This is a genomic window from Arcicella sp. GW458-12-2-14-TSB2, from assembly GCF_059423785.1.
Genome location: NZ_JBWKYN010000062.1, coordinates 1 through 23,236, shown reverse-complemented (window position 1 = coordinate 23,236; position 23,236 = coordinate 1). Strand labels below are relative to the sequence as shown.

The following is a 23,236-nucleotide window of genomic DNA, read 5'->3' as shown; positions in this document are numbered from 1 at the left end:
GTATATCAGCGGGAAAAATAAACCCGCAGATTCACGGAGATAACAACCCGCAGATTTTGGAGATTTTTATTTATCTGCGTAAATCAGCGTTAAAAATCTCTGTAAATCAGCGGGAAAAAAATAAACCCGCAGCATCAAAAAAGCACAGATTAAGTCATCAATCTTCACATTGATAAACATTAACGCTGTGCTTCTTTATGATACAACTGCACTCGAAAATCTGTCATTAAGACATTCTATATACGCAAGATAAATCAGTAACTACAGGAGAATTATCTGGATTGGTATCCATGATGTCACCCATAAATGCCCACCATTTTTTCATGATTTCAGTTTGTGGTAATTCGTCAAGCGTATGATTATCTACTCTTTTCTGAACAGCAAACAAAACTCCAGACGCTTCATCTAAATAAATGGCATATTCTGTAATACCAGACTTTACTAATAACTCAGATAATTCTGGCCAAATTTCATCGTGACGTTTTTTGTATTCTTGCTCAAATCCTTTTTTGAGCTTCATCGTAAAAGCAATTTCCTGCATTTTTTGAGTTTAGTGTTTATGAGTTTATTAGTTTAAAGTTTAGGGTTTATGAGTTAAAAGCTTTAAGCTCATGAACTTTAAACTCATAAACCCTAAACTCATCAACTCTTTCTAGATTTGTGAAAAATCTGTTGGTGTTAAGAAATGAATTTCGGCTTTGGTCATAGCGTGGTCGTATTCAGGGAGTACCTTAATGCGATTCCATTCTGAGTCAGCCCCAAAAGCCTTCCAATGTTCGTCTCTTGATGCTTTGTTATCAAAAGTGGTCATATACACCAAATTTGGCTGTTTGCCCCCAATGATAGTCTGTGCATAAAACACAGGATTAAATCCTAGTCTTACAAAAATATTGATTTCCCCACCTTCGTTGAACATGTGGATTTTACTTAATCCTTTTACCTCGCTGTGGCTTTCGTACAGACGATATTCGTATACCCTTTCAGCCTTTGGTGCAGTAGTAGTCGGAGCTTTCAATTTCGACCAGTCTTTAAAGGCTACCGACAACGAACTTTCATAACGTTCGTAAGCAGGCGTGGCAAAATTGGCATCTAAATACGCTTTTGCCACTTGTTGATATACCGCATCAGTAGCTAATTTGCTCGCTATTTTACTAAACTGGTCTAACGATTTATAAGGAATCAATACATATAGCTTAATGCCATCTTTCTGGTCAGCTTCATTAAAAACACCTACGGGACTAATTCCTAAACGATTGAACGCAGGAATAGCGGCATCTTTGAAATAATCTTCTACTACCTTTTTCTGCTCTACGCTTTTGAAACTATATACCCTAGTTTCGTAATACTCCGATTGAGGCTTGGCAAAAGTTAAGCTAGTAAAAGTGGCGATAAACAGGTAAATAGTGAAAATCGAGATACGTTTTAACATGATTGATATATTGTTTAAAATGGTTGAAAATACAAATCTGTATTCAACGTATCTCAGTCTCAAGTCTTTATTTCAATGATTCTACAGGCGTTAAAGTTACTTTTTCTAATAATCCAGATTCCTTTGGTTCCCAGTTTTTAGTAGTAAAATAGCCTTTATCTCCTAAGTTTTGTTTTAGTCTTGCTGATACGTTGATGTTATAAAACTTCTGCCAAACTACGCCCTCTGCTTCCAAAGCCGTTACCCTGTTGGCCATTGAATTCGATACTTTTACTTCTAAAACATTTTGTGCTTTTAATAAAGTAGTTGGTACAAAAACTTTGTAAGTAGGGCCTAATAAAGTACCTAATGATTTCCCATTTAAAGTTACCGAAGCACTTTCTGCTACTTTACCTAAGTCTAACAAATAACCTTTGGCAACAGTTTTAGGCTTCACAAAATTTAATTGGTATGAAGCTGTTCCTGAAAAGTCTTGATATTCCTTCCCTGCCTTTGTCCACGAGCCTAACTTTGTTGTTTCAATCGTTTTTGGTAAAGTTGGCCCACCATCCAAAAATGATATTTTCCATGTACCTTTCAACTCTACGGCCTCGGCTCTTGCTTTCCAATAAGGATATTCAGCACCTTTTTCTACTGCTTTCAATGTTTCAACAATGCACGATTCTCCTACAGCCAATTGTAAATACACTTCATTACCATTTCTGAACTTTGCCATGCCCAATGCTGCGGTCATAGGATTGTACAAAGCCGCAGATTTTGCTTCAACTTCCAATTTTACCCAACCTTCAAAAGGTTTTCCAGACTTGTTATTGATAAAGTAATAATTGCCTTTCGCACTGGTTTTTCTAACAAACTGCAAGCCACTGTCGGTCATCGTTTCACGATACACTTTAGCGTAAGTCATCATGGCTTCTAAATCATCGCTTAATAAAAACGAACCTTCGCCAATCTTCGCTTGGCTTACTTTGTCATTTACTTTGGTAAAATTCAATACTGCTAACAATGCCTTAAATTTCGCTCTGCGTTCGTTTAAGTTTCCTAAGCCCGGTACATCAGCAGGCAATTTATGATGAACAACAATCGTAGCTCCTTGTTTTGCTAACTGCACCAATTTCTCCAACGTTTCCAAAGGTACTTGCTCGCTCTCTGCCAGTAGTACTGTTTTGTAGGCAACGCCACCAGTAATAATTTGCGGATTTTGAGATTGCAGATTAGCAATTTGTTTATCCGAGATAAAATCGAAGCCATAACCACGGTCAATCATCTTTTGAGCTACCTCTTTGAAATCCGTTCCGTTAAATTCAGGTGTTACGCCATCAAAGTGTTCTAATAAACCTTTTGGAGAAGGCTCAGTAAGACGGTCTGTAATAGGGAAATACAACAATACGTCGTTATTAGGTTTGCTATCTTGCAAGAATGCCTGTGTACGAGCAATGTAACTATTCAAAGTCGAGAAATTCTTCCAGAAAGGGTTATGTGGCGTAAAGTGTACGGCTGCATAAAATAACCAACCTGGAAATGCTTCGTCTTTTGGTGAATAGTTAATGCCATGATAGAAGATATGGTTTACACCACCCACCAAAAATAAGTCTAATGCTTTTTTAACATCACTTAATGATGATAGGAAATGCTCGTTTTCCCAAGTGGCAGATTCTGATGACGTTAGTTTCTTGCCTAATACGTTAGATGCCGACGAAGCAAATTTGATTCTCAATAAATCTGTCCCTTCAATCTCTGGAATATCTACCAAACCATATAAATCAAGGGTATTCGCAGGTGAACCATGTGCCTGATTTCTGACAATCTTACCACGGCCATGTGCCCACTTAGCCCATTCGCCAGTGTATTTTTCCAGAATCAAATCTCCAATTGTTGTTCTATAATCAAACAACACTCTATGGTTTAAATCTGTATTTTCTTTGCTGAAAAGGTTAGGGAGATAGTTTCTTAAATCGTAGCCTCTTCTTTGCTGAAACTCTTGGAATAAATTTTCTGTCCAGTCCGACTGTCCACGCGCATCATCTACTTCGTAAGAATCATTGAAAAAAGCACGCATGCTCGAAACATTCGTATTAGCGAAAGCCTTGTCAAATTCCTTTAAATAATTCTGAATGGCTTTATCCGAAAAATGGTCGATTACATCGCCTTCACCACCCGGACCAGCACGTTCTACCAATTTGCCATGCCACCCTTGGAAGACAGCATACAGCTTCCAGTTGCCTTTAGGAGCTTGCCAGTTTAATTGTCCCATAGCACTAACCTCAGCTGTCAAATTCAGCACCTCGCCTTTATCCGAATAGGCCATCAGGGTTTGTAATGGCAATGGTCTTTCATATCTTACTTGGTCTATCGCTAATTCTTGAAGATTCTCATTCTTTGAAACAGGGTATTTTAATGCTGAAACAGTTGTTTTTTTAGGCAACACATATCGTAACAATGGTGCTTGTTGAAAGGTAATCACTTCCGAAAGTTTTTCACCTTCTTTTAATTGATATGTTTTGAAATTGACATTCTTACAAGCATCTTCTGGTGTTACCCATCTGCCTCCAAAAGGCCAGCCAGAAGCATTGGCAAGGTCGATACCTAAGCCTAAGCGAGTACCTTCATTCAAGGTATGCTTGAACATCTCTACCCATTTTGGGGAAAGAAAATCAATAAATTTCGATTCTTCACCTTTTACACCATATATCGGTGTAATCTCTAAACCACCCAGACCTGCTTTCTGGTAGGTTTCCATATTATACGTTAAATCTTTGGGATTAACTGCATTACCTTCCCACCACCATCGTGACCAAGGTTTGGTTTGTTGTGTGATAGGTTTCCACTTTGCTTGTCCGAAACTTAAAGAGCAAGTAATTGATAAGAGAAAAAAAGTTTGAAAGGCTTTTGTTGATCTATGCTGTTTCATCAAATATGGTTTTTATTTCTTGCAAAGAAAAATCAACGACTTACCTGAAGCATCCTGTGATGTCATGCGTTTAGTAATATTTTTTGAAAATATATAATTTTTTAGAAGATACATTTTTGTAAAACTCAAGCATGATTTTCGAGTACTGTGGCATCATTAAAAAATAAATGAAAAATATTTTTTTAGCCTTTCTCATCTGCCATCTAGTTTGAATAATGGTAAAATACATAAATGCCAAAATTAGCTTCGGATAGATACAGTTTTTTTTAGCCTTTCAATTTCATGGAAATTCACCATTGATTATTTTATGGCAACGTTCCCGATAACGATGACATGCTGAAATCGTTGTATTTTTCTTATAAAAATGAGATTTTATTAAATTAATATCGCTAGATATATTTTGTTGGTAAATGTTGTAAAAGTACAATTTTTTGTAGTGTTCATCTTTCGTTCTTCGTTTGATTCTTTTCAGGGAATCTGCTATAGCAGGAAGGCACAGGATAGTATTTTTTCTTTGATAATCAATATTTGTTATCAAATTTGTACATTTTAAATTTGTATTTCAGCAACGAGATTCTTTATAAAATATTTTTTCTTTATAAGAATATTTACAAAATTAGCAGTACGTGTTTCCAACATAACGGAAACATTCAGCAATATCCTTGATAGTTCGACTACCTTATTTTTGATTGAAAATAACAAAAGCATTATAAAATAGATTTTTTGGTGTAAAGACTAAGCCCTGCTGAGAGTATGTTCAGCAGGGTTTCTTATACCTAAAGGGAGTTATTATACAAGCATATTGAGGCTTTGTATGCTCTAAAAAAAGAGAACCTAAATCGACAAATCATTAAAATTATCTTTCAAACTTATGTTTAAACATTATTGCTTTATTATATGCTTGCTAGTGAGCAATCTGGTCTCTGCCCAGAAAATCTCATTGGCTGGTGATTGGCGTTTTAAAACTGATTCAACCGATATTGGCGTAAAAGATAAATGGTTTAATACTAAACTTCCCGAAACCATCAAATTGCCAGGCTCGATGCTTGAAAATGGAAAGGGCAACCGCGTAACGATTAATACACAGTGGACGGGTAGTATATACGATAGCTCATGGTATTTTAATCCGCACTTAGCTAAATACCGTACACCCGATAACCTAAAGTTTCCTTTTTGGTTGACGCCTGCTAAATATTATGTTGGGGCAGCGTGGTATCAAAAAGAAGTAGTAGTCCCTAAAAATTGGTCGAACAAACGCATTGTACTGACATTAGAGAGACCACATACTGAAACCCGCGTGTGGATTGATAATGAAGAAATAGGCTTAGAAAACTCGATGTGCGTTGCTCAAACCTTTGATTTGACGGATAAGCTTTCTACTGGAAAGCATACCATCTCTATCAGAGTGGATAACCGTATTAAAGCCATTAATGTAGGGAAAGATTCACACAGTTTGACCGACCATACCCAAGGAAACTGGAATGGCATAGTGGGCAAAATAGAATTAGAAGCCGAAGGTAAAATTTGGTTTGACGATATTCAGATTTATCCTGATTTGAAAAAACACTCTGCTCAGGTAAAAATCGTTTTGAAAAATGCTTACAAAAAGCCTATTAATGGGCAAATAAAAATAACAGCCCAAAGTTTTAACAGCATTAAATCACACACACCCAATTTACTTGTAACTGATTTCCAGGTAGATGACCAAGAGAAAAGCATTACTATCGACTATCCGATGGGGGATGATTTTCAGACTTGGGATGAATTCACCCCAGCCTTGTATCATCTATCTGCTGAAGTCATTGTTCAAAAACAGGTACAGTCTGCCCGAAAAGTGCAGTTTGGGATGCGTGATTTTGCCATAAAAGGCACTCGTTTTGAAATTAATGGTCGCCCTATATTTTTAAGGGGAACCGTAGAAAACTGTCAGTTCCCCTTAACGGGCTATGCACCAATGGATGTAAAATCTTGGGAGAAAGTTTTCAGAACAGCCAAGGCTTATGGATTAAACCATTTTCGTTTTCATTCATTCTGCCCACCAGAAGCGGCTTTTATCGCTGCCGACATAGTGGGGATTTATTTACAACCCGAAGGCCCAAGTTGGGCAAATCATGGTTCGTCTTTAGGCGATGGGCATCCTATCGACCAATTTATCATGGACGAAACCAACCGTATGGCAAAAGCCTACGGAAATTATGCTTCCTTTTGTATGTTGGCTTATGGAAATGAACCAAGAGGAGGCAAACAAGTAGATTACCTAACCAAATTCATAAACTATTGGAAGACTAAAGACCCTCGTCGTAAGTACACTGGAGCATCAGTAGCCATGAGCTGGCCTTTAGTCCCTTCCAATGAATACATGATTAAATCGGGGCCAAGAGGCTTGCCTTGGAACAAGCTACCGAGTAGTAATGAAGACTTTGCGGATAAAGTAAAAGATTTTAAAGTACCGTACCTAACCCATGAATTAGGACAATGGTGTGTATTCCCGAATTTTAAGGAAATTAAAAAATATACAGGGGTTTATAAAGCCAAAAACTACGAGCTTTTTGAAGAAGACCTGAAAGATAAAGACATGGGAGACCTTGGCGAGAAATTCTTTTTGGCTTCGGGGAAACTACAAGCATTGAGTTATAAAACTGAAATAGAAATGGCTTTAAGAACGCCTATTTCAGCAGGGATTCAAATGCTGGGACTAAACGATTACTCTGGTCAGGGAACAGCATTAGTAGGTATCTTAGATTCATTCTGGGAAGAGAAAGGCTATATTACACAACCTGAATTTGCACAGTTTTGTAATACCACCGTTCCTTTGGCGCGTATTCCAAAATTTGTATTCAAGAACTCAGAAAGCTTTGAAGCCAATATTGAAATGTATCATTTTGGCAAAGAAGCCCTCACAAATGCACAAATTTCATGGCAAATTGTGGATGAGCATAAGCAAATAATCGCCAAAGGAAAATTTGATAAAACGAATATTCCTATTGGAAACAATTTCACTATGGGTAATGTAACTTTCCCATTGAGTAATATTCAGAAGGCTCAGAAATTAGTATTTGAAGTACGAATTGATGATACCAACTTTAAAAATAATTGGGAGTTTTGGGTATATCCAGAAAAGCTACCTACCGTCAATACTGACCAAATTTACTTCTGTAAAGAGTTGGATGCCAAGGCTGAGGAGGTTTTACAAAACGGCGGAAAAGTATTTTTAGAAGCCGCAGGGAAAGTAGAAAAAGGCAAAGAAGTAGTCAACTATTTCCAACCTGTATTCTGGAATACCTCTTGGTTCAAGATGCGCCCGCCACATACTTTAGGATTTTTGGTCGACCCAGCCCATCCTGCGTTCCAAAATTTCCCTACAGAGTTTCATAGTAATTTGCAATGGTGGGAAATCGTCAATCGTTCGCAGGTGATGTTATTGGATAGTTTTCCAGCAGGCTTTCGCCCTATTGTTCAGCCGATAGATACTTGGTTTTTGAACCGTAAATTGGGGTTAATCTTAGAAGCTAAAGTAGGAAAAGGTAAACTAATAATCTCAAGTGCCGACTTAAGTTCTGACCCTGACAAACGTTTTGTCGCTAGTCAATTATTATACAGCTTGAAAAATTATATGAATTCCGAGCAGTTCAATCCATCTTTTTCAGTGAATATCGAAGAAATAAAAGCGTTGTTTGATAAAAACTATAAGTCAACCTTCAAGACTTATACAAAGGATGCACCCGACGAGTTGAAGGTTAAGAAGCCTACGGCTAATTAAACAGAAATGCTGTCACTCATGGCATGACTTCAAGTCATGCCATGAGTATTTTTTCAATCCTTATCACTAGCGAGGGACTCAAGTCCCTCGCTAGTGATAAGGATTGAAAACTTTACGCTCCCACCTCCAATTTATATCCTTTTCCATGCTGATTTGTAATTTTCACTAAGTCATCCTTCTGCAATTTTTTACGAAGTTTCGATACCAACACATCTAAATTTCTACTTATCACAAATACACCCTCATTTTCCCAAACCTCCTTCAAAAGTCTTTCTCTTTCAATCAATTGGTTCTGATTGATGGCAAATATTGCTAATAGTTTTGCCTCTCGTTCAGACAGTTCTATGGTTTCATAATCAAACTTTAGGATGCTCTTATCAGTATAAAAAGCATATTTACCGATACTTATATAGTCTAAAACAGACGGTGGGGTAGGAGTAGTACTTTTTTTACGGTTAAAATAGCTACCCCGCATAAAATACCCTACTATCCCCAAAGGAATTAACAACAATAGATAATTGTAAAGACTGAGTGATTTTGTTTTCAAAAACTCAATTTGAACGATGTAGCATCCTATAGGTTGTTTCCTGCCCAGACAAGGCAAAATATTGTCTGTTTTAATACTTACCTCATAGGCAAAAATCAATTCCTTATTACTGCAATCTATCACATTTACGATGTACTCTGTGGGTAAATTAGTCGATTTCAATTTCTTATCTACTAAACTTACAAGGGTATCAGACACGAACGTAAAATTGCTCTGAAAAGTAATCTGGAAAGTATTGTCTTTGATTTTCTTGATGGGCAATACCCGAGACGTTGAGTCTTTTGCATGGAGCAGTAACTGATGCCCGATGTCGCGTAGCACCACTATCAGGTGTTTTTCTGCATAGTCATCATTTTTATTGGTAGTAGTAGCCATAAAAAATAACGAGCCAATCACCAGCACAGCAAATAGTATATAAAATTTTGTTTTCATAATCAGGGGCAATTTAAAGGATAAATAGCTTGTTTCAATTGTATTTACATGGCTTTTACACTTTTTTACATTTGATTTACTACCTACCACCTTCCATTAGATAGGTTTGTGTCAGTTAATTCAAACATAAACAAATATCGACATGAAAAAAATGCTCACTCTTTCGCTTATGCTATTTTCTTATGCTTTAGTAGCAGAAACACCTACTAAAAAATATTCGGACGTACTGTTTAATAGTAAAACAATGGTTGAAAAATTTAATAAAAAGAAATGTTGTAAGCCATCATCAAAAAACAAAGAAGCCGTAAAAACTAGCGCAGTTGAGTCATCAAAAAAAGAAGCAAAAGCCGTTACTTGCTTAGTGCCTTACCGTATTGCTAACAAAGACCAGTATTCTGCACAAAAGATGCTTTCATTTAATGAAATCTTTACTAAAATTGATATTAATAATGTACCTGTTACTTGCAAAAAGAAAGACCCTTCAGTTTTATTAGCGAGTTCAGATAAAAAAGTTGTGGCTGACAATGCTAATAAAGTAAGTGAATAAGAAGTTTTTAGATGTAAAAACGACTTACTATTAGGGTGCGACTTAAGTCGTACCCTAATAGTAAAGATGCAAATTGTGTGTTGTGCGTGTTCTATAAATATATCCTAAAACTTTCTTAAGCATCATGAAAAAGCTACTCATTTTTTCGTTTATCCTATTCTCCCATTCTTTGCTAGCACAAAGTACTTTCACAGACTGTACTGCTGCCTTCTTAAACAGCAAAATGATTGTTGAGAAATATGATAATTTATCAAAAGGCAAAGTCTCCTTAAACGCCAAAGGTTCTTTGGCGGTCAGTACTGTCGAACTATCAGCGGATAAAGCAAAGGCTATTAATAATATACCTTTTAGTATCGCTATCAAAGACCAAAAAACAGGAACGATAAAGCTTTCTTTTAAAGAAGTGTTCCCTAATATTGATATTCAAAATGTGTTGACAAAATGCAAAAAAGGCGATACAATAGTTTTATTAACCAGTTCTGATCAATATGCCTTACCCCATAATGAAATTAAGGTTGAATAGCAATTGGGCGATAGCTAAAATATCACTTCTCTAAATCCTGTTTACTATGAAAAAGCTTATCAACTTATTATTGCTGTTTGGTTATTTATCAGGTTATGCTCAACAAAAATTCAATTTGTCAGTTACCGAAAGTCAGATTTTTTGGAAAGGTACACCCGCATTTGGTTATGGCGGACATGAAGGTACTTTAAAGTTTTCGTCTGGAAATATTATCGTATCAAACGATGGAAAAATACAAGGAGGCACTTTTGTGATTGATATGAACAGTATCAAAAATACAGATCAAAAAGATTTAAAAGGGCAACGAAATTTAGAAGAGCATTTAAAAGCGGATGATTTCTTTGCAGTCAGCAAGTACCCACAGGCCAACTTTATTATCACTAAAGTCCAGCCAACAGCACAACCTAATAAATATTCGATAACGGGGAATTTTATTATGAAAGGCATCTCCAACCAAATTGTCTTTACCGCCTTTATTAATATCAATAAAGATAATGTTGTTGCCAAAGGTGATTTGAGTATCTATCGTTCCAGATGGGGAATCACCTATAAAACACCCAATTTCATCTCAACGATTAAAGACGATTTAATCGCTGATGAGATACCTATTAAGTTGGATTTGGTGTTTAAAAAATTGTAGGATTGTACTCTTTATATTTAGTCGGTGCCTTAAGTCCTACTGATTACCAATAAGTATATAAATAACTAATAATCAATATATTATCTCTAGGGAGGGACTTAAGTCCCTCCCTAGAGATGAGGGATTCAACGCTTGGTTTTAAAGACTAGTTATGTACATTTAAGCTAATTTAATCAATAATAACATTTCCATTTCAACTTTTTAAAAGATGGGGGTAATCAGTAGGACTTAAGTCACCAGCTAAATGTAAGGGATACAATCTTTTAATAATCAATCTACATCTTCTCATTTATATCTTGCCCAAACTGAATCAAATACCCATTATTATCATAAATAGCAAACTCTCGCATTTGCCATTCAAAGTCTTCTATTTCATAACACACCTCCACCTTGTCTTTTAATTCCTCCCAAAGCTCATCTACCTTATCGGTATTGATGTAAAAACTACCTGTAAAAATGGGTTTGTCAAAAGGAATATGCTCATTTGGTTTAGCCAACATAATTTCCACCTCATCTTTGTACAAAGAAGCCCATCCCCATGCTTCATTTTGTTCAGCTACGGCAAAGCCTAATATTTTAGTATAAAAATCAATTGTTTCAATTAATTGATTCGTCCATAGTATGGGTCTCAGTCCGTTATATTTCATATAGTAGTTGGTTATAATACAACATTATCTGTTTTATTGGGTAAGGTAATTCTGAAAATAGTACCAATGCCTTCTGTACTTTCAAATGCAATCAAACCCCCTAGTTTTTCTATCACATACCTTAAAGTATAAAGACCAATCCCAGTACCCTCAGATTGTTTCGTAGCACGGTAAAATAGCTTGAAAATATTTTTTTGGTATTCTTTTTTTATGCCAATGCCGTTGTCATAAAAAACAATCCTGACAAAGCCATTATCGCCTGAAATTTCTATTTTTAGAAAAGAATCTTCTCTACTAATATTTCGATATTTAATGGCATTATCAATGATATTTTGGAATAAAGAGGTAATGATGGTTTTATCGAAATAAAAATCAAAAGGATATGCTATTGTTTCTTCAAAGTGAAGATGATTGTACCCTTCCATACTAGCCAAGGATTTTTTTACTTCATCTACCACAGTATTGAAATCTATCAATTCAAAATGAGGAGCCTGTTTTTGAATTTTCAAAGATTGATTTACTTGTGTTACGGTTGCTAATAATCTACTGGCACTTTCATGGATTAGTCCACAATAAGTTTTTAATGTATTATAATCAATCTGTTCTTCCTCGTCAAGAGTAAGCCTTGTTAACTCTAAAATACTTGACATAGGGCTTTTAATATCGTGGGAGAGCCTATAAGAAAATACTTCTAATGACTCTATTGCATTTTTATACTCAGTAATATTGGATGCCGTCACTCCTACACCATCACCAACCTTAAAGGCCTTTAATCGATTACATTGATTCCCATGAATAGGATGAGTAATACTTTCTTCTATGATGATAGGCTTACCAGTACGTATCACCTCCATATATTTTTCATGCAAGCCTCTCTCTTTAGCATTCTGAGAAATCTCGAATATATGTTTCCCAATCAAGTCCTCTCTTTGTAGGTGATAATGTTTAAGCAAAGATTCATTCATATCCAATACATGTAAGCCACTATCAAATAATAAAAAATGTAGCTCAGCATTATCAAAAAAGGCAGAACGTAGAGATAGCATTTCGTTTGAAGGGTTCATAATTTTAAGTATTTTAGTTTTAAGAGAAGTTTTGAATGAGGATCAGATTCTTTTATTTCTAATTTAAGGTATCATTTTTTAGTTAATTCATCTCTAGAAATAAACAATATTAATTTTTAGTTATTATCAGAAAATAGGATTTTTATTGACAAAAGGATAGAACATTAACGATACTGCACCCTTGTTTGTGTTTAATAAACAAGCAAAGAGGATAAACAAAATTTTCAATTTAAATTTATTAGATATGTTTTCCAGAATCAAATATCTTTATGTTATATTTATAATTAAGCTACATATTGATAACTTCCTGAATGAATGTCCAAACAGTACCTTTACCATATTATCCTTTTAAGATTATGCTTTTGAAAGTTTTTAGGTTAATAGTCCTTCTTCTTTTATGTCCTTTCATCGTTTTTTCTCAACAAAAAAAACTTGAGCAATTGCTCTCTAAATGGAATAAACTTACAGTTACAAACCAGACAAAACCTGATACAGCAACGATTAATTTATTGAGTTCGATTGCTTCAGAGTATATGGAAACGGTATCAGATAGTGCCTTTATTTACTCTAACAAGGCATTGGCATTATCAGAGCAAATAAATTATAATCAAGGTCGTGCAAGGGCTTATGCCATGCTTGGCAAGATGCATTATATGAAAGGGAACTATGATATTTCGTTGAACAATAGCCTAATAGCCTTAAGGATTAGTACCCAAAATAATGATAAATTGGGCGTGGCTAATGCTTCAAATATCGTCGGACTTATTTACCTTGCTCAGAACAAAATTAATTTAGCTTTAAAAGAATTTTTAAAAGCTGCAGCCGTTAACAAAAGCCTCAATAAATTAAACAGACTTTCGGCAAACTACTTCAATATAGGCTTGTGTCACTTAGAAAATAAATCTGATAGCACTATTTACTACCTCATGCTGTCTAAGTCAGTAAGTAAGCAAATTAATGAAGAGCATTTGCTGGCTATGGCTGACAATAGGATTGGTGATTATTATCTGCAAAAAGAACAATTAAATAAAGCCATTTTTTACTATTCCTCTGTCATTAAAAATACCAGTTATCAGAACGATTGGGAAAATAGTTTTGCTTATACAGGTCTGGCGAAATGTTATTACAAATTAGGTAAATATAAAGCCGCAGTATTGTGTAGCCAGAAAGGGCTTTTGTTAGCCCAAAAGACAAACACCAAGTGGGATATAGAGCAAGCCTTAAAAATGTTACATCAGTCTTATAGTGCCGTCGGAGATTCGGGCAAGGCTTATCAATATCTTTTAATGGATAAACAATATAGCGATAGCCTATTTAATGAATCGAAGGAAAAGGAGATTAATGCCCTTTATCTGAAACAAAAACAAGCAGAAAATGAAGTACTGATTAAAAAGAACCAGATTGCACAAGAGCAGGAGGCTACCAATAGGCTAATTATTCTTATCATTATACTCATTGCTATCTTCCTGATGGTTATAGTGATAATGATTTATAGAAGTGCCAAAAAAACAGAAAAGCTATATCAGGACCTTCAGAAGAAGTCAGATTATATCATTGCTCAGAAACAATTGATTGAGCAGAAAAATGAAGACCTTAATAATTCTAACGAAACCAAAGATAAGCTGTTTTCTATTATTGGGCATGACCTAAGGAGTCCTTTTGCAGCTATGTTAGGGGCTTTGAGGTTATTTAAAACAGATGAGTTAGAGGAGGAAGAAAAAGAACTAATGCTTGATAAGGTATTAGAACAAATGACGCTTACTTCGGCGATGATTGACCACCTACTAACATGGGCCAATAGCCAGCGAGAAGGACTGAAAACAGAAATAATAGACTTGTCTTTAACAGAGGTGATAGATGAAGTACTGGGGGTTTTTATAGCTGTAGCCAACGAAAAGAAGATTAAAATTATCCATCATAACGAGGTATCCGTACCGATAAAAGCCGACCAAGACCAAGTTCGGATTATCTTTCAGAACCTGATAGCCAATGCTATTAAATTTACTAAGCCTAAAGGTGAAATTTTAATTAGCTATTTGCTTACCGATGATGCCGCTAGGGTTTCTGTAAAAGACAATGGTATTGGGATGTCAGAGACAAAATTAAAGAAGATTTTTCAGGAATCAGGCAAAAGTATTTCGACCTATGGTACCAAAAAAGAAAAGGGTATTGGTATAGGGTTAATGCTTGTTAAAAAATTTGTGGAACTCAACAATGCCACGATATCGGTATTTAGTAAAGAAAATGAAGGTACAGAGTTTATTATTACATTTAAATACCCATGCTAATATGACACACAAGGCCTCCTTAGATAAATTCGTAAAAGTAACGACCGTTGCGATTAATATCTTATTCGCCGTTTCAATCATTAGTTTCTTTACAGTAATGAAAGAGCTTGGTTTAGCGTTTACATTGATATCAGGAATATTTTTGTTGTTGGTCTTCGGACTGGCTTATGCTTATCGACCTATGAGTTATACCATCAACGATAGTAGCCTAATTATCCACAGACCCATCAAAAATTTAGAGATAGAGCGATATAAAATCGTAAGTGTGGAGGTATTAGATCCTGAAAAAATAGCCTATTCACTCAAAACTTTTGGCGTAGGAGGATACTATGGATATTTCGGGAAATTTGCCAATACCAAAATGGGGAGCATGACTTGGTATGCCACCAGAAAAGACAATACCGTTTTGGTAAGAACAACCGAAGACGAAAAAATTATCCTAACACCTGATGACCCACAGGCGTTTGTAGCTGATTATTATGGATGATGAGTTCCTTTTAGTGTGCCACAGAACATGGAAATGTTCAGTCAAACCCTCAATTTATATTCAAAAAAGTTTCTGCAATAATACTTATCCAACACCAACCACCAATAAATAAAAGTGCTTTTTGCCTTCTATTAAAATTAGTCTGTTCAATTACTCTCAAATCATTAGACTGGCGTTTTGCAAAGTTGAGGGCTTGAAATGGTTGAATCAATAATATTAATGATAGGATTTCAGGCAAGGAGAAATATAAAGGGGGTAAAGATGGTAAAACTAAGATGATAAAAACTAACGAATACAATGCACTAGGATACTTTTTAGAATAACCTTTTTCTTGTGCAAATTTCAATATTCTCCTCAATAGAGAATAAATAAAGAAAATACCATTTGTTGCTCTGACGGCAGGCATAATGTCTAATTGGTCTTTCTGGTTAAAAAACCTCCATGCTTTGTAGTGCCACCATGTTATATAAAATCCAAATGATAGAATTGAAAGGACGATAAACTTGTTGGTGCTGATAATATACTGGATTTCAATATCCTCGTTTATTTGAGGGCTTTTGTTTTCTGATAATTCTTCTGAGTTTTCCACGGTGGTTATTTAATAAGTGTATTAAGGTTTCTATTATCTTATGGGAATAATTAATTTTATTTTGCTAACGCAAACTAGCATTTTCTGTTGGCAATCCAAAGCATTGGAATAATTGATTTTTAAAACTTATTGTGAATTGCAGTTGTCTGTGAAGAAGAGAAGGTGTAATGACAAAAATGGAGAAAGTATAATAACGAAAAAGAGGCTGTCCGAAAAGTTTTTACAGCCAAATAATATTTGGCTATGTTTTCCTTTTTAGACAGCATCCTAAAAGTTCTTTTATTCTCTCTTCTCCGTTTTCTGTGTGCCACAAACCACGGAGAAGGGAAGCAAACAACCCTATTCCTCCTCAACAATCTTAAATCCCCAAGGCGCTAAATCAATATTTTGATTTAGCTGAATACCAGTGTTTGAAATCAATTCCTTTCCTGATTTAAAAGGATATTTCAGACTTTTGCTTTCGGCTGAATAGTTAAAGTAATAATGGATTTTTTTGCCTGCCGTATTTGTGCCTTCTTTGGTGATGAGAGGGAAGTATAAATTTTGATTTGTTCCCCAAAGATTAGCCTTCTTAAGGGCTTCTTTCAATATTCCTTCTGTAATTTTTTCAGTCGTCATACAGCCAATATAGGTTGCTACGCCTTTGCCATATTCGTTTTGAGTGATGGCTGCATATTTCCCCCAAGCTGGGTGTTCGTAATACGCCAATACCTTGGCAGTTGTTGGGGTGATAAGCTCCATCCAAGTGTTTACTTTGTTGTTGGCTGTTCCTACCTGATAGGGGTCACCTTTCAACGAAACGTTATTGGGAATAGTAAACTGACTGTACGAAATCCCGCAAGCCTCATTGACGATACCGGGCTGAAGACTAGTTCTTACTTTTACGTTTTCATCCGAGAACCCACTTTTAAAGGTATATACTACATGCCCTCCGTTTTTGGTAAAAGTATTTAGTCGGTTCAATAGTTCGTCAGAGGCAGCATAAAGAGCAGGTACTACAATCAGTTTATACTTTTCAAAATTAGTAGTACTTGGGTCGATAAAATCAGTGCCAACATTCATGCGATAAAGAGCATCATAAAGCGGACGAAGAATATCATTATAACGCTCTCTAGCTCCCCAACCAAAACTAAAAGCATTGAAGGCCGTTTGGGCTTCATTGCTAAATAGGATGGCTACATCATTTTGCTTTTTCAGGTTGATTAACTTTGAACTCAATTTTTCAAAGTCTTTACCAATGGTTTTTGCTTCGTTATAAGTCGGATTTGGTTCAAAATCATGACTTAATAAGCCTTTCCAATAGGTTTCTGCTGAATTATGGATAGAATGCCAATGCCAGTATTCCAACATATTTGCCCCAGAGGCAATATGACTGAAGGCTTGTAAACGCAATTGGTTAGGGTAGGGAACCCACTGCGGAAAACCTTGTGCCTCTGTTTCAATCACCAAATAGTTTTTACCATTCTTCATCGAGCGACCTAAATCACCGCCAAATGAAATTTCAATACCTGTCAAAAAATCCTGTGTTGGGTGATAAATATCTACGCCCGCATAATCCATTGCTTTGGCAGCATCAAAATGGTTTACATCGGTTTGAATACCATAAGAAATCCCTCGCCAATCGAAATCAAAGTTTTGAGTGACAAACTGATTCGGCTTGCTGTATTCTTTTACTAAAGCCACTTGCCAAGCCAAGTAGTCGGTCACTAATTGTCTTTGAAACTTAGAAAACTCAGCACTTAAACTAGCGTTGATAGAACCTACGGTCGATGGAAAATCATCCCAATTGTTGATTCTATTGCTCCAATAATCTAACCCAAAAGCTTTGTTGATAGCCTCTAAGGTTTTGTATTTTGCTTTCATATAGGCTACAAATGCTTTTTGAACATTATCGCCTGCGGTGTTGTAGTGTTTAGTTTCGTTGTCTACCTGATAGCCAATGATGGCAGGGTGGTCTTTTACATGTTCCATGATTTTACGAATCACCCTTTCTGCATGAAACCTAAAGTGTTCATTGGTAATATCCATATTCTGACGAACGCCATATCGGTTTTGTCCCTGAGCAGTAGTAGCCAATACCGAAGGATATTTTTTGACCAACCAAGTCGGTACGGCATAAGTAGGCGTCCCGATAATCACATGGATTCCTCCTTTGTGCATGGCATTTAACACACGGTCGATATGAGAAAAATCATAGACATTGTCTTGTGGTTCAACGGTACTCCATGTTGATTCTGCAATCCTAACCACATTGATACCTGCCTCTTTCATCATGGCAATGTCTTTATCCAAACGTTCATAAGGCATGTACTCGTCGTAATAAGCTACCCCGAAAAGTAATTTATTATTGGGACTTTGTGCGGAGGAATACAAAGCATTACCTAATATCAGCCAAGTCATCAACAGACATTGAGCCATGATTTTGGTGAATAATCTTGGATTTTTCATAATCGAGGAGGAATACAAATAAGAAACGATTGATTGTTTTTGATTGAAAATTAGCCTTTCATTTCAAAAATAATACAAAATTGTATCAAAATGATACAATAGGAATGATTTATTCCTTAAATAAAAAACTTATTGTAGTTTATAGCTCTTTAATCCCTATCTCTTTTAAATACTTATATGTACTGTCGTAGTTTTTTGAAGGCCTTGTATTGTCTATTGCTGAGCCTTCTGGAATAAAAATTATTAATCCTTCTCGTCCACGTGTCAGCAAAACACGGTATTTGTTTTTGATAAATTGCTTTCTTTCGTCTTTCTTTTCATTTTGCCATTTAGTGCCTTTAAATGCATGGAATGACCATCCTGTAACTTCTTTTCTAAAATCATCACCCCAACAAAGTCCGACCCAATCAAGCTCTAAACCTTGTACAGCAAATTCTGTTGCTGGAAGTTCTAAGAAACAAGATGAGCGTATATCATTTTTAGGTTTTAGAAACCAATTAGCAACATCAATTTCAGCAGTTACATCGAGTCCCAAAGGTCTTAAACGCCTCGCTCCAGAGCTTGCAATAAGCCCTGTTCTTCGGTGTCCACGATTTTTGTTTCTTAGAAACTGTTTTGCCGTTTCTAAGTTTCGTGTTAAGAAAACAGGATAGTCTTTTAAATGATTTTGTAATAAGTCTTTTGCTTTTAATAGTTCGCCTTCCAGTAAGGCTTCAACCCATAGCGAAAGTTTTTCTGCTTTATATGAACGAATAGATACCTTTAAATGAAGTTCAGGCAACTCTGTTATTGAAAGGTTTTTGGGTGCCGTTTCAAAGAGCTTATAATTAGCAATATTTGAAGTTCCTTCTTTGAGTTCGGGTGAAATATAAATTTTCCAATTCGGAAACTTTGTATTTATTGTTTTGCCCCATTCTGCTAGTCCTGCTTCACCAGTGTTTATTTCTTGTCCGCTTCCAATTAGTGCAACAATTACAGCCCAATCTTTATTTCTATTCATAATGTTAAATAACATTTCTGCTTCCGAAAAATCTCTATCAAATTTACGTTTAGAATGTTCTGCATTCCAAGCTCGCTGTGCTTCGTCAAATAATATTATTTTATCTTGAGGAATCTGGTCATTTTTATGATAGAAGTCCAGAAATTGATGAACATTTTGAACAAATACAATCTCTCTTCTAGATTGTACTAATGATATATTTTTTCTTTCTGAATTATCTTTAGCTAAAGCTTCAGTTAATACTTTTACCAAAGGACCATTCCCAGAAAGGAAAACACCCTTGCCAGAATGATTTTCAACGTTATGAACAATATTTAAACCAGCTAAGGTTTTTCCAGCACCAGGTACTCCTGTAATAAAACAAATTATCTTTTCATTTTTGTCTTGAGCTTGTTTAATAGCTTTCAAGATAGAATTAGTAGTTTCTGTTAAATTTTCAGAACCAGCATGAGAACGCGAAATTTCTTTAACATTTTGTCCAGAAAATAAATGTTGTGCCGCTTCAATAATAGTTGGTGTAGGTAAATATTCACTATTGTTCCAATCCACTATATTAATTTGAGGTCGAGTTATGTCTGAGAAAAAATTAAATGCCGATTTTATTACAATGTGTAAATTGAATTGATTTGCAAACAATGTTGGTTTTACAAAATCAAGATTATCATTAAAAGAATTGCTTTTGTCTGTAGCATCAGAAGCCCACACAATAGGAATGATTGTTTTTGATACAGATTGCTTGTGGAAGTCTCTTATATCAAGAGAATAATCTTCAACCTGACTAATTGCATCTTGAGAATATTTTGTTTCACGATCTTTAAATTCGATTATAAAGATTAAGTCTCTAGCTATTACTATTATATCAATTCGTTTTGAACGCCTTGGTATAGGATATTCAAGAATTACGCCCCAATCATCTGGAAGATAGCTAAGTGTTTGTTTTAAGAATGTGATTTGATGATTCCAAGATGTTCGCTGTTGCATCAATAATTGATGATTTGTCACGCCCATAGCTAGGTGTCCAATTACTGTTTCATTTTCTGCTTTTAAAAAGTCAGCAGTGGTGTTTTGATATTTTCCAGGCACTTTATAATTTTATTTTAAGATTACTTATAATTTTTAGTTGTAGGGATTCATAATATAAAGATCATCAATAAATATAATATTACTAACGCTCCATCAATATTTTCTGAATAGCCAGCCGATAATTTTCATTATCTGTGATACCATTATGATGTTGTTTGTTTAAGGTTATTAGAGTGTCTTGTGGTTTAAATAATGCTTTTAACTTTAAAGATGAGCCATAATAAATTATTTCATCCTCATCTCCATGAAAAACCACAATAGGCATTTCGCAATCTTTGATATATAGGTTAGTTGCTAGTTTGTATTGTAGTATAAACGGGGGAATAATAGGGTAGTAGTGTTCCATCAAATCTGTTAAGCTAAAATATGGGGCTTGTAAAATTAATAGTTTTGGATGATTGGTGGAGGCAATTTTGGTCGCCATGCCAGTACCAATTGAATACCCTAATACTATTATTTTATTTTCAGAATATTTCTTTTTTAATTCATCATAAACAGCCTGATTGTCTTGAAAAAGCTGTTCTTCACTGAATATTGAGCCTTCACTTTTTCCATAACCCCTATAATCGAGCATGAAAACATCATAATGTAGGCTTGTATAAGTTTTTGCTACTTCTCCCCAATTTTCCAACGAACCAGCATTGCCATGTAAGTAAAAGATAAGTCCCTTTGAATTAACCGCTTTGAATAAAACTCCGTTAAGCAATACTCCATCCTTCATTTTAAAATTCATTTCTTTGAAGTCTTGCCAGAAACTAAATTGATGTGTGCTATTAAGTTTTTGAGGCAAAAAAATGAGCTTTTCTTGAAACATGAACAATAATCCACAAATGATAAGGTATATGCCCAATATTATAAAGAGTATTTTTGTGATAATTTGATAGCTCATGGTGTCCTATTATGTGAATGATTTTATCGTACAAGAAGTTAATTTAATCTATCTTCTTAAAGTTAATATAATCATAATTCATATTGCCTATATCAACGGTATGAATGGTAAATGTTTGAATGCCTTTTTGAAGTTTAATAGTAGCAATATTATCAAGATAATTCCAGTGATGCCACTGCCGCCAAGCGATGGTATCGGCGTCTACAAAGGTAGATGGAAGAATAAGCTGTCCAGTTTGATCTACATCATTTACTGAAAATGAAATAATACCATATTTATTAGCAGTAAACATGATTCCTAACTGATAAGTCCCTGCTTGTTGAACGTCGATAGTGTATTTTATCCATTCACCGGGCATCGTCCAACCCACGTATAATTGATTTGGTTTTGTGGGTGCCAAATTATAGCTTGAATTATCTATCGGTGGATTTTGGAATTTAGTATATGAAATATCAACGGATTCGTTGATACGGAAAGAATGTAAATAACTGCCATCCACTTTATTAAGACGCCCACTGCCTGCGTTGACACTATCGGTATCGTGATAAGCAATGCCTTCGCCACCTAAATCATAGTATTCGCATTGCAATTTCCCGGGGATTTTCTGTGCGCCTTTTTTATACAAAGCATCTTGATAGGGTGTGCCTTTATACAAAGATGCCTTTTTTTGAGCACTGACAGGCTTTAAAGAACAAATCGTTACACAGCATAATAGCAGCAGAGTATGTTTGGACATTGGAGGAATTGTTTACGTGTTAACTTTTCATAGTCTTCCAAGTTAAGCGTATAAGTCGAAATGTACAAGTTGGTTTGTATGGTTCTGTGGAAAGTAGGGAACCCTTATCCCTAGAGAGAGACTTAAGTTTTATAGATTATCTATAAGTTTGTAAGTTGTTGATAATTAAATGGTTTATCACTAGCGAGGGACTTAAGTCCCTCGCTAGTGATAAGAGCACTGATGGTATGAATCCAAGTCATGTCATCAGTATTTTTTGAGATTGGCAATTAGTATGATTACTTTAGATATTTATTCAATTTACATTTTTTCACTTCTTTCAAGCCTTCCACTACTGTCTGAGCATTCACTTTTGCTCCTTCATAATTAGTATGTGTGTGGTCGATAGGGAAGTAGTTTTTCTTTAAAGTAGCCTCATCCGACTGCTCATATTTTACAGCCACCAATTCGTTTAAATCTACAAAGAAAGCTCCTGTGGTCTTAGCTGTTTCAGCTGCCCATTTTCCATAAGTATCTCTTGGTATTTTTCCACCTTTCCAAACATTGCGTGGCACTGGCGAGAATACAATCGCTTGCCCACCTTTTTCTTTGGTTTCATTGATGTATTTACGCATGTACCAGCCGTAAGTGTGTACGGTTTCATGTTTTTTAGTCATCATGTTATCAATCTCTTCGGTCTCTTCGCCGATTCCTTTGATGCTTCCTCTGGCACGTGTACTATCATTCAATGCTCCGCCGTCGTTATGACCAAACTGTATCATCACATAATCTCCTTTTTTAAGATTAGCCATGATTTTATCCCAACGTCCTTCGGTCAAGAAAGTACGGCTACTTCTGCCACCAATCGCATGGTTTTCGATATGGATTTTAGTGGTGTCAAAATAATCTTGGATTACACTTCCCCAACCCCATTGTCCGTCAGAACCTTTACCCGAGCCATTTCTTACCGTAGAATCACCGATGATATACAACGTAGGTTTTTCTTTTTTAAAGAAGGTAAAAGAAAGAAAAATAATACTTGATAGAATTAGAATGCGTTTCATGTTATTGTTTTTATACTTTGATTATCAAATTTATTCCTATTAGCTGGGGACTTAAGTCCTACTGATTACCAACATCTTTTACAAAGTTGAAATGAAGGTGTGATTATTGATAAAATTGGTTTAAATAGGCTTAAATCGCCTTTCAAACCGAGCTTTGGTCGCCTCATTTCATAGCC

General features: G+C 35.5%; 18 protein-coding genes. 6 read left to right on the top strand and 12 right to left on the bottom strand.

Features of this window, described 5'->3' with window-relative positions; all coding sequences use genetic code 11:
* Positions 1–226 precede the first annotated feature (226 nt).
* The 3 genes from rhaM to AC07XN_RS10920 form a co-directional block, all read right to left on the bottom strand.
* Positions 227–541, bottom strand: a complete 315-nt coding sequence (rhaM, locus tag AC07XN_RS10930) for an L-rhamnose mutarotase (RefSeq protein ID WP_494743086.1) — start codon at positions 539–541, stop codon at positions 227–229.
* 111 nt (positions 542–652) lie between these two features.
* Complete coding sequence (locus AC07XN_RS10925) at positions 653–1,429, bottom strand: NIPSNAP family protein (protein WP_494743085.1); 777 nt, start codon at positions 1,427–1,429, stop codon at positions 653–655.
* Between the two features lie 67 nt (positions 1,430–1,496).
* Positions 1,497–4,337, bottom strand: a complete 2,841-nt coding sequence (locus tag AC07XN_RS10920; RefSeq protein ID WP_494743084.1) for a glycosyl hydrolase — start codon at positions 4,335–4,337, stop codon at positions 1,497–1,499.
* An 871-nt stretch (positions 4,338–5,208) separates the two neighbouring features.
* Here AC07XN_RS10920 and AC07XN_RS10915 point away from each other — a divergent pair.
* Positions 5,209–8,097, top strand: coding sequence for an exo-beta-1,4-galactosidase (locus tag AC07XN_RS10915; protein ID WP_494743083.1), 2,889 nt, complete (start codon positions 5,209–5,211; stop codon positions 8,095–8,097).
* Positions 8,098–8,209: 112 nt separating this feature from the next.
* Here the strand turns inward: AC07XN_RS10915 and AC07XN_RS10910 are convergent, their stop codons facing one another.
* Positions 8,210–9,076 carry a helix-turn-helix domain-containing protein gene (locus AC07XN_RS10910; RefSeq protein ID WP_494743082.1) on the bottom strand — a complete coding sequence of 289 codons (867 nt, stop codon included), beginning with the start codon at positions 9,074–9,076 and terminating at the stop codon, positions 8,210–8,212.
* A gap of 142 nt (positions 9,077–9,218) precedes the next feature.
* Here AC07XN_RS10910 and AC07XN_RS10905 point away from each other — a divergent pair, with 142 nt between their 5' ends.
* The 3 genes from AC07XN_RS10905 to AC07XN_RS10895 all read left to right on the top strand — a co-directional run bounded on the left by AC07XN_RS10905 (position 9,219) and on the right by AC07XN_RS10895 (position 10,786).
* Positions 9,219–9,623 carry a hypothetical protein gene (locus AC07XN_RS10905; RefSeq protein WP_494743081.1) on the top strand — a complete coding sequence of 135 codons (405 nt, stop codon included), beginning with the start codon at positions 9,219–9,221 and terminating at the stop codon, positions 9,621–9,623.
* Between the two features lie 124 nt (positions 9,624–9,747).
* A complete protein-coding gene (locus tag AC07XN_RS10900; RefSeq protein ID WP_494743080.1) occupies positions 9,748–10,146 on the top strand; it encodes a hypothetical protein in 399 nt (132 codons plus the stop codon).
* A gap of 46 nt (positions 10,147–10,192) precedes the next feature.
* Complete coding sequence (locus AC07XN_RS10895) at positions 10,193–10,786, top strand: YceI family protein (protein ID WP_494743079.1); 594 nt, start codon at positions 10,193–10,195, stop codon at positions 10,784–10,786.
* Between the two features lie 275 nt (positions 10,787–11,061).
* Here AC07XN_RS10895 and AC07XN_RS10890 read toward each other — a convergent pair whose 3' ends face one another.
* Complete coding sequence (locus AC07XN_RS10890) at positions 11,062–11,433, bottom strand: VOC family protein (protein WP_494743078.1); 372 nt, start codon at positions 11,431–11,433, stop codon at positions 11,062–11,064.
* Between the two features lie 11 nt (positions 11,434–11,444).
* A complete protein-coding gene (locus AC07XN_RS10885; RefSeq protein WP_494743077.1) occupies positions 11,445–12,497 on the bottom strand; it encodes a sensor histidine kinase in 1,053 nt (350 codons plus the stop codon).
* 311 nt (positions 12,498–12,808) lie between these two features.
* Here AC07XN_RS10885 and AC07XN_RS10880 point away from each other — a divergent pair, with 311 nt between their 5' ends.
* On the top strand, positions 12,809–14,785 hold the full coding sequence (locus AC07XN_RS10880) for a tetratricopeptide repeat-containing sensor histidine kinase (protein WP_309914359.1): 1,977 nt from the start codon (positions 12,809–12,811) through the stop codon (positions 14,783–14,785).
* A gap of 1 nt (position 14,786) precedes the next feature.
* Positions 14,787–15,272 (top strand): PH domain-containing protein, encoded by a 486-nt coding sequence (locus AC07XN_RS10875; RefSeq protein WP_494743076.1) that lies wholly within the window; start codon positions 14,787–14,789, stop codon positions 15,270–15,272.
* Positions 15,273–15,321: 49 nt separating this feature from the next.
* Here the strand turns inward: AC07XN_RS10875 and AC07XN_RS10870 are convergent, their stop codons facing one another.
* The 6 genes from AC07XN_RS10870 to AC07XN_RS10845 all read right to left on the bottom strand — a co-directional run bounded on the left by AC07XN_RS10870 (position 15,322) and on the right by AC07XN_RS10845 (position 23,060).
* Entirely contained in the window at positions 15,322–15,861 is a 540-nt protein-coding gene (locus AC07XN_RS10870) for a hypothetical protein (protein WP_494743075.1), read from the bottom strand.
* A gap of 339 nt (positions 15,862–16,200) precedes the next feature.
* The gene (locus tag AC07XN_RS10865) at positions 16,201–18,309 is read right to left on the bottom strand and encodes a beta-galactosidase (RefSeq protein WP_494743074.1); all 2,109 of its coding nucleotides are present in this window, start codon (positions 18,307–18,309) and stop codon (positions 16,201–16,203) included.
* Between the two features lie 139 nt (positions 18,310–18,448).
* Entirely contained in the window at positions 18,449–20,392 is a 1,944-nt protein-coding gene (locus AC07XN_RS10860; protein ID WP_309914377.1) for a DNA/RNA helicase domain-containing protein, read from the bottom strand.
* Between the two features lie 82 nt (positions 20,393–20,474).
* Entirely contained in the window at positions 20,475–21,182 is a 708-nt protein-coding gene (locus tag AC07XN_RS10855; RefSeq protein WP_494743073.1) for an alpha/beta hydrolase, read from the bottom strand.
* 142 nt (positions 21,183–21,324) lie between these two features.
* Positions 21,325–22,017: a carbohydrate-binding protein gene (locus tag AC07XN_RS10850; protein WP_494743072.1), complete on the bottom strand. Its 693-nt coding sequence runs from the start codon at positions 22,015–22,017 to the stop codon at positions 21,325–21,327.
* Between the two features lie 278 nt (positions 22,018–22,295).
* Positions 22,296–23,060, bottom strand: a complete 765-nt coding sequence (locus AC07XN_RS10845; RefSeq protein WP_494743071.1) for a rhamnogalacturonan acetylesterase — start codon at positions 23,058–23,060, stop codon at positions 22,296–22,298.
* Positions 23,061–23,236: the final 176 nt, after the last annotated feature.

Coding starts and splice junctions, on each gene's coding strand:
- AC07XN_RS10885 (WP_494743077.1), bottom strand. CDS start 12,497: ATGAACCCTTCAAACGAAATGCTATCTCTACGTTCTGCCTTTTTTGAT.
- AC07XN_RS10915 (WP_494743083.1), top strand. CDS start 5,209: ATGTTTAAACATTATTGCTTTATTATATGCTTGCTAGTGAGCAATCTG.
- AC07XN_RS10925 (WP_494743085.1), bottom strand. CDS start 1,429: ATGTTAAAACGTATCTCGATTTTCACTATTTACCTGTTTATCGCCACT.
- AC07XN_RS10905 (WP_494743081.1), top strand. CDS start 9,219: ATGAAAAAAATGCTCACTCTTTCGCTTATGCTATTTTCTTATGCTTTA.
- rhaM (WP_494743086.1), bottom strand. CDS start 541: ATGCAGGAAATTGCTTTTACGATGAAGCTCAAAAAAGGATTTGAGCAA.
- AC07XN_RS10910 (WP_494743082.1), bottom strand. CDS start 9,076: ATGAAAACAAAATTTTATATACTATTTGCTGTGCTGGTGATTGGCTCG.
- AC07XN_RS10850 (WP_494743072.1), bottom strand. CDS start 22,017: ATGTCCAAACATACTCTGCTGCTATTATGCTGTGTAACGATTTGTTCT.
- AC07XN_RS10895 (WP_494743079.1), top strand. CDS start 10,193: ATGAAAAAGCTTATCAACTTATTATTGCTGTTTGGTTATTTATCAGGT.
- AC07XN_RS10880 (WP_309914359.1), top strand. CDS start 12,809: ATGAATGTCCAAACAGTACCTTTACCATATTATCCTTTTAAGATTATG.
- AC07XN_RS10865 (WP_494743074.1), bottom strand. CDS start 18,309: ATGAAAAATCCAAGATTATTCACCAAAATCATGGCTCAATGTCTGTTG.
- AC07XN_RS10900 (WP_494743080.1), top strand. CDS start 9,748: ATGAAAAAGCTACTCATTTTTTCGTTTATCCTATTCTCCCATTCTTTG.
- AC07XN_RS10875 (WP_494743076.1), top strand. CDS start 14,787: ATGACACACAAGGCCTCCTTAGATAAATTCGTAAAAGTAACGACCGTT.
- AC07XN_RS10890 (WP_494743078.1), bottom strand. CDS start 11,433: ATGAAATATAACGGACTGAGACCCATACTATGGACGAATCAATTAATT.
- AC07XN_RS10920 (WP_494743084.1), bottom strand. CDS start 4,337: ATGAAACAGCATAGATCAACAAAAGCCTTTCAAACTTTTTTTCTCTTA.
- AC07XN_RS10845 (WP_494743071.1), bottom strand. CDS start 23,060: ATGAAACGCATTCTAATTCTATCAAGTATTATTTTTCTTTCTTTTACC.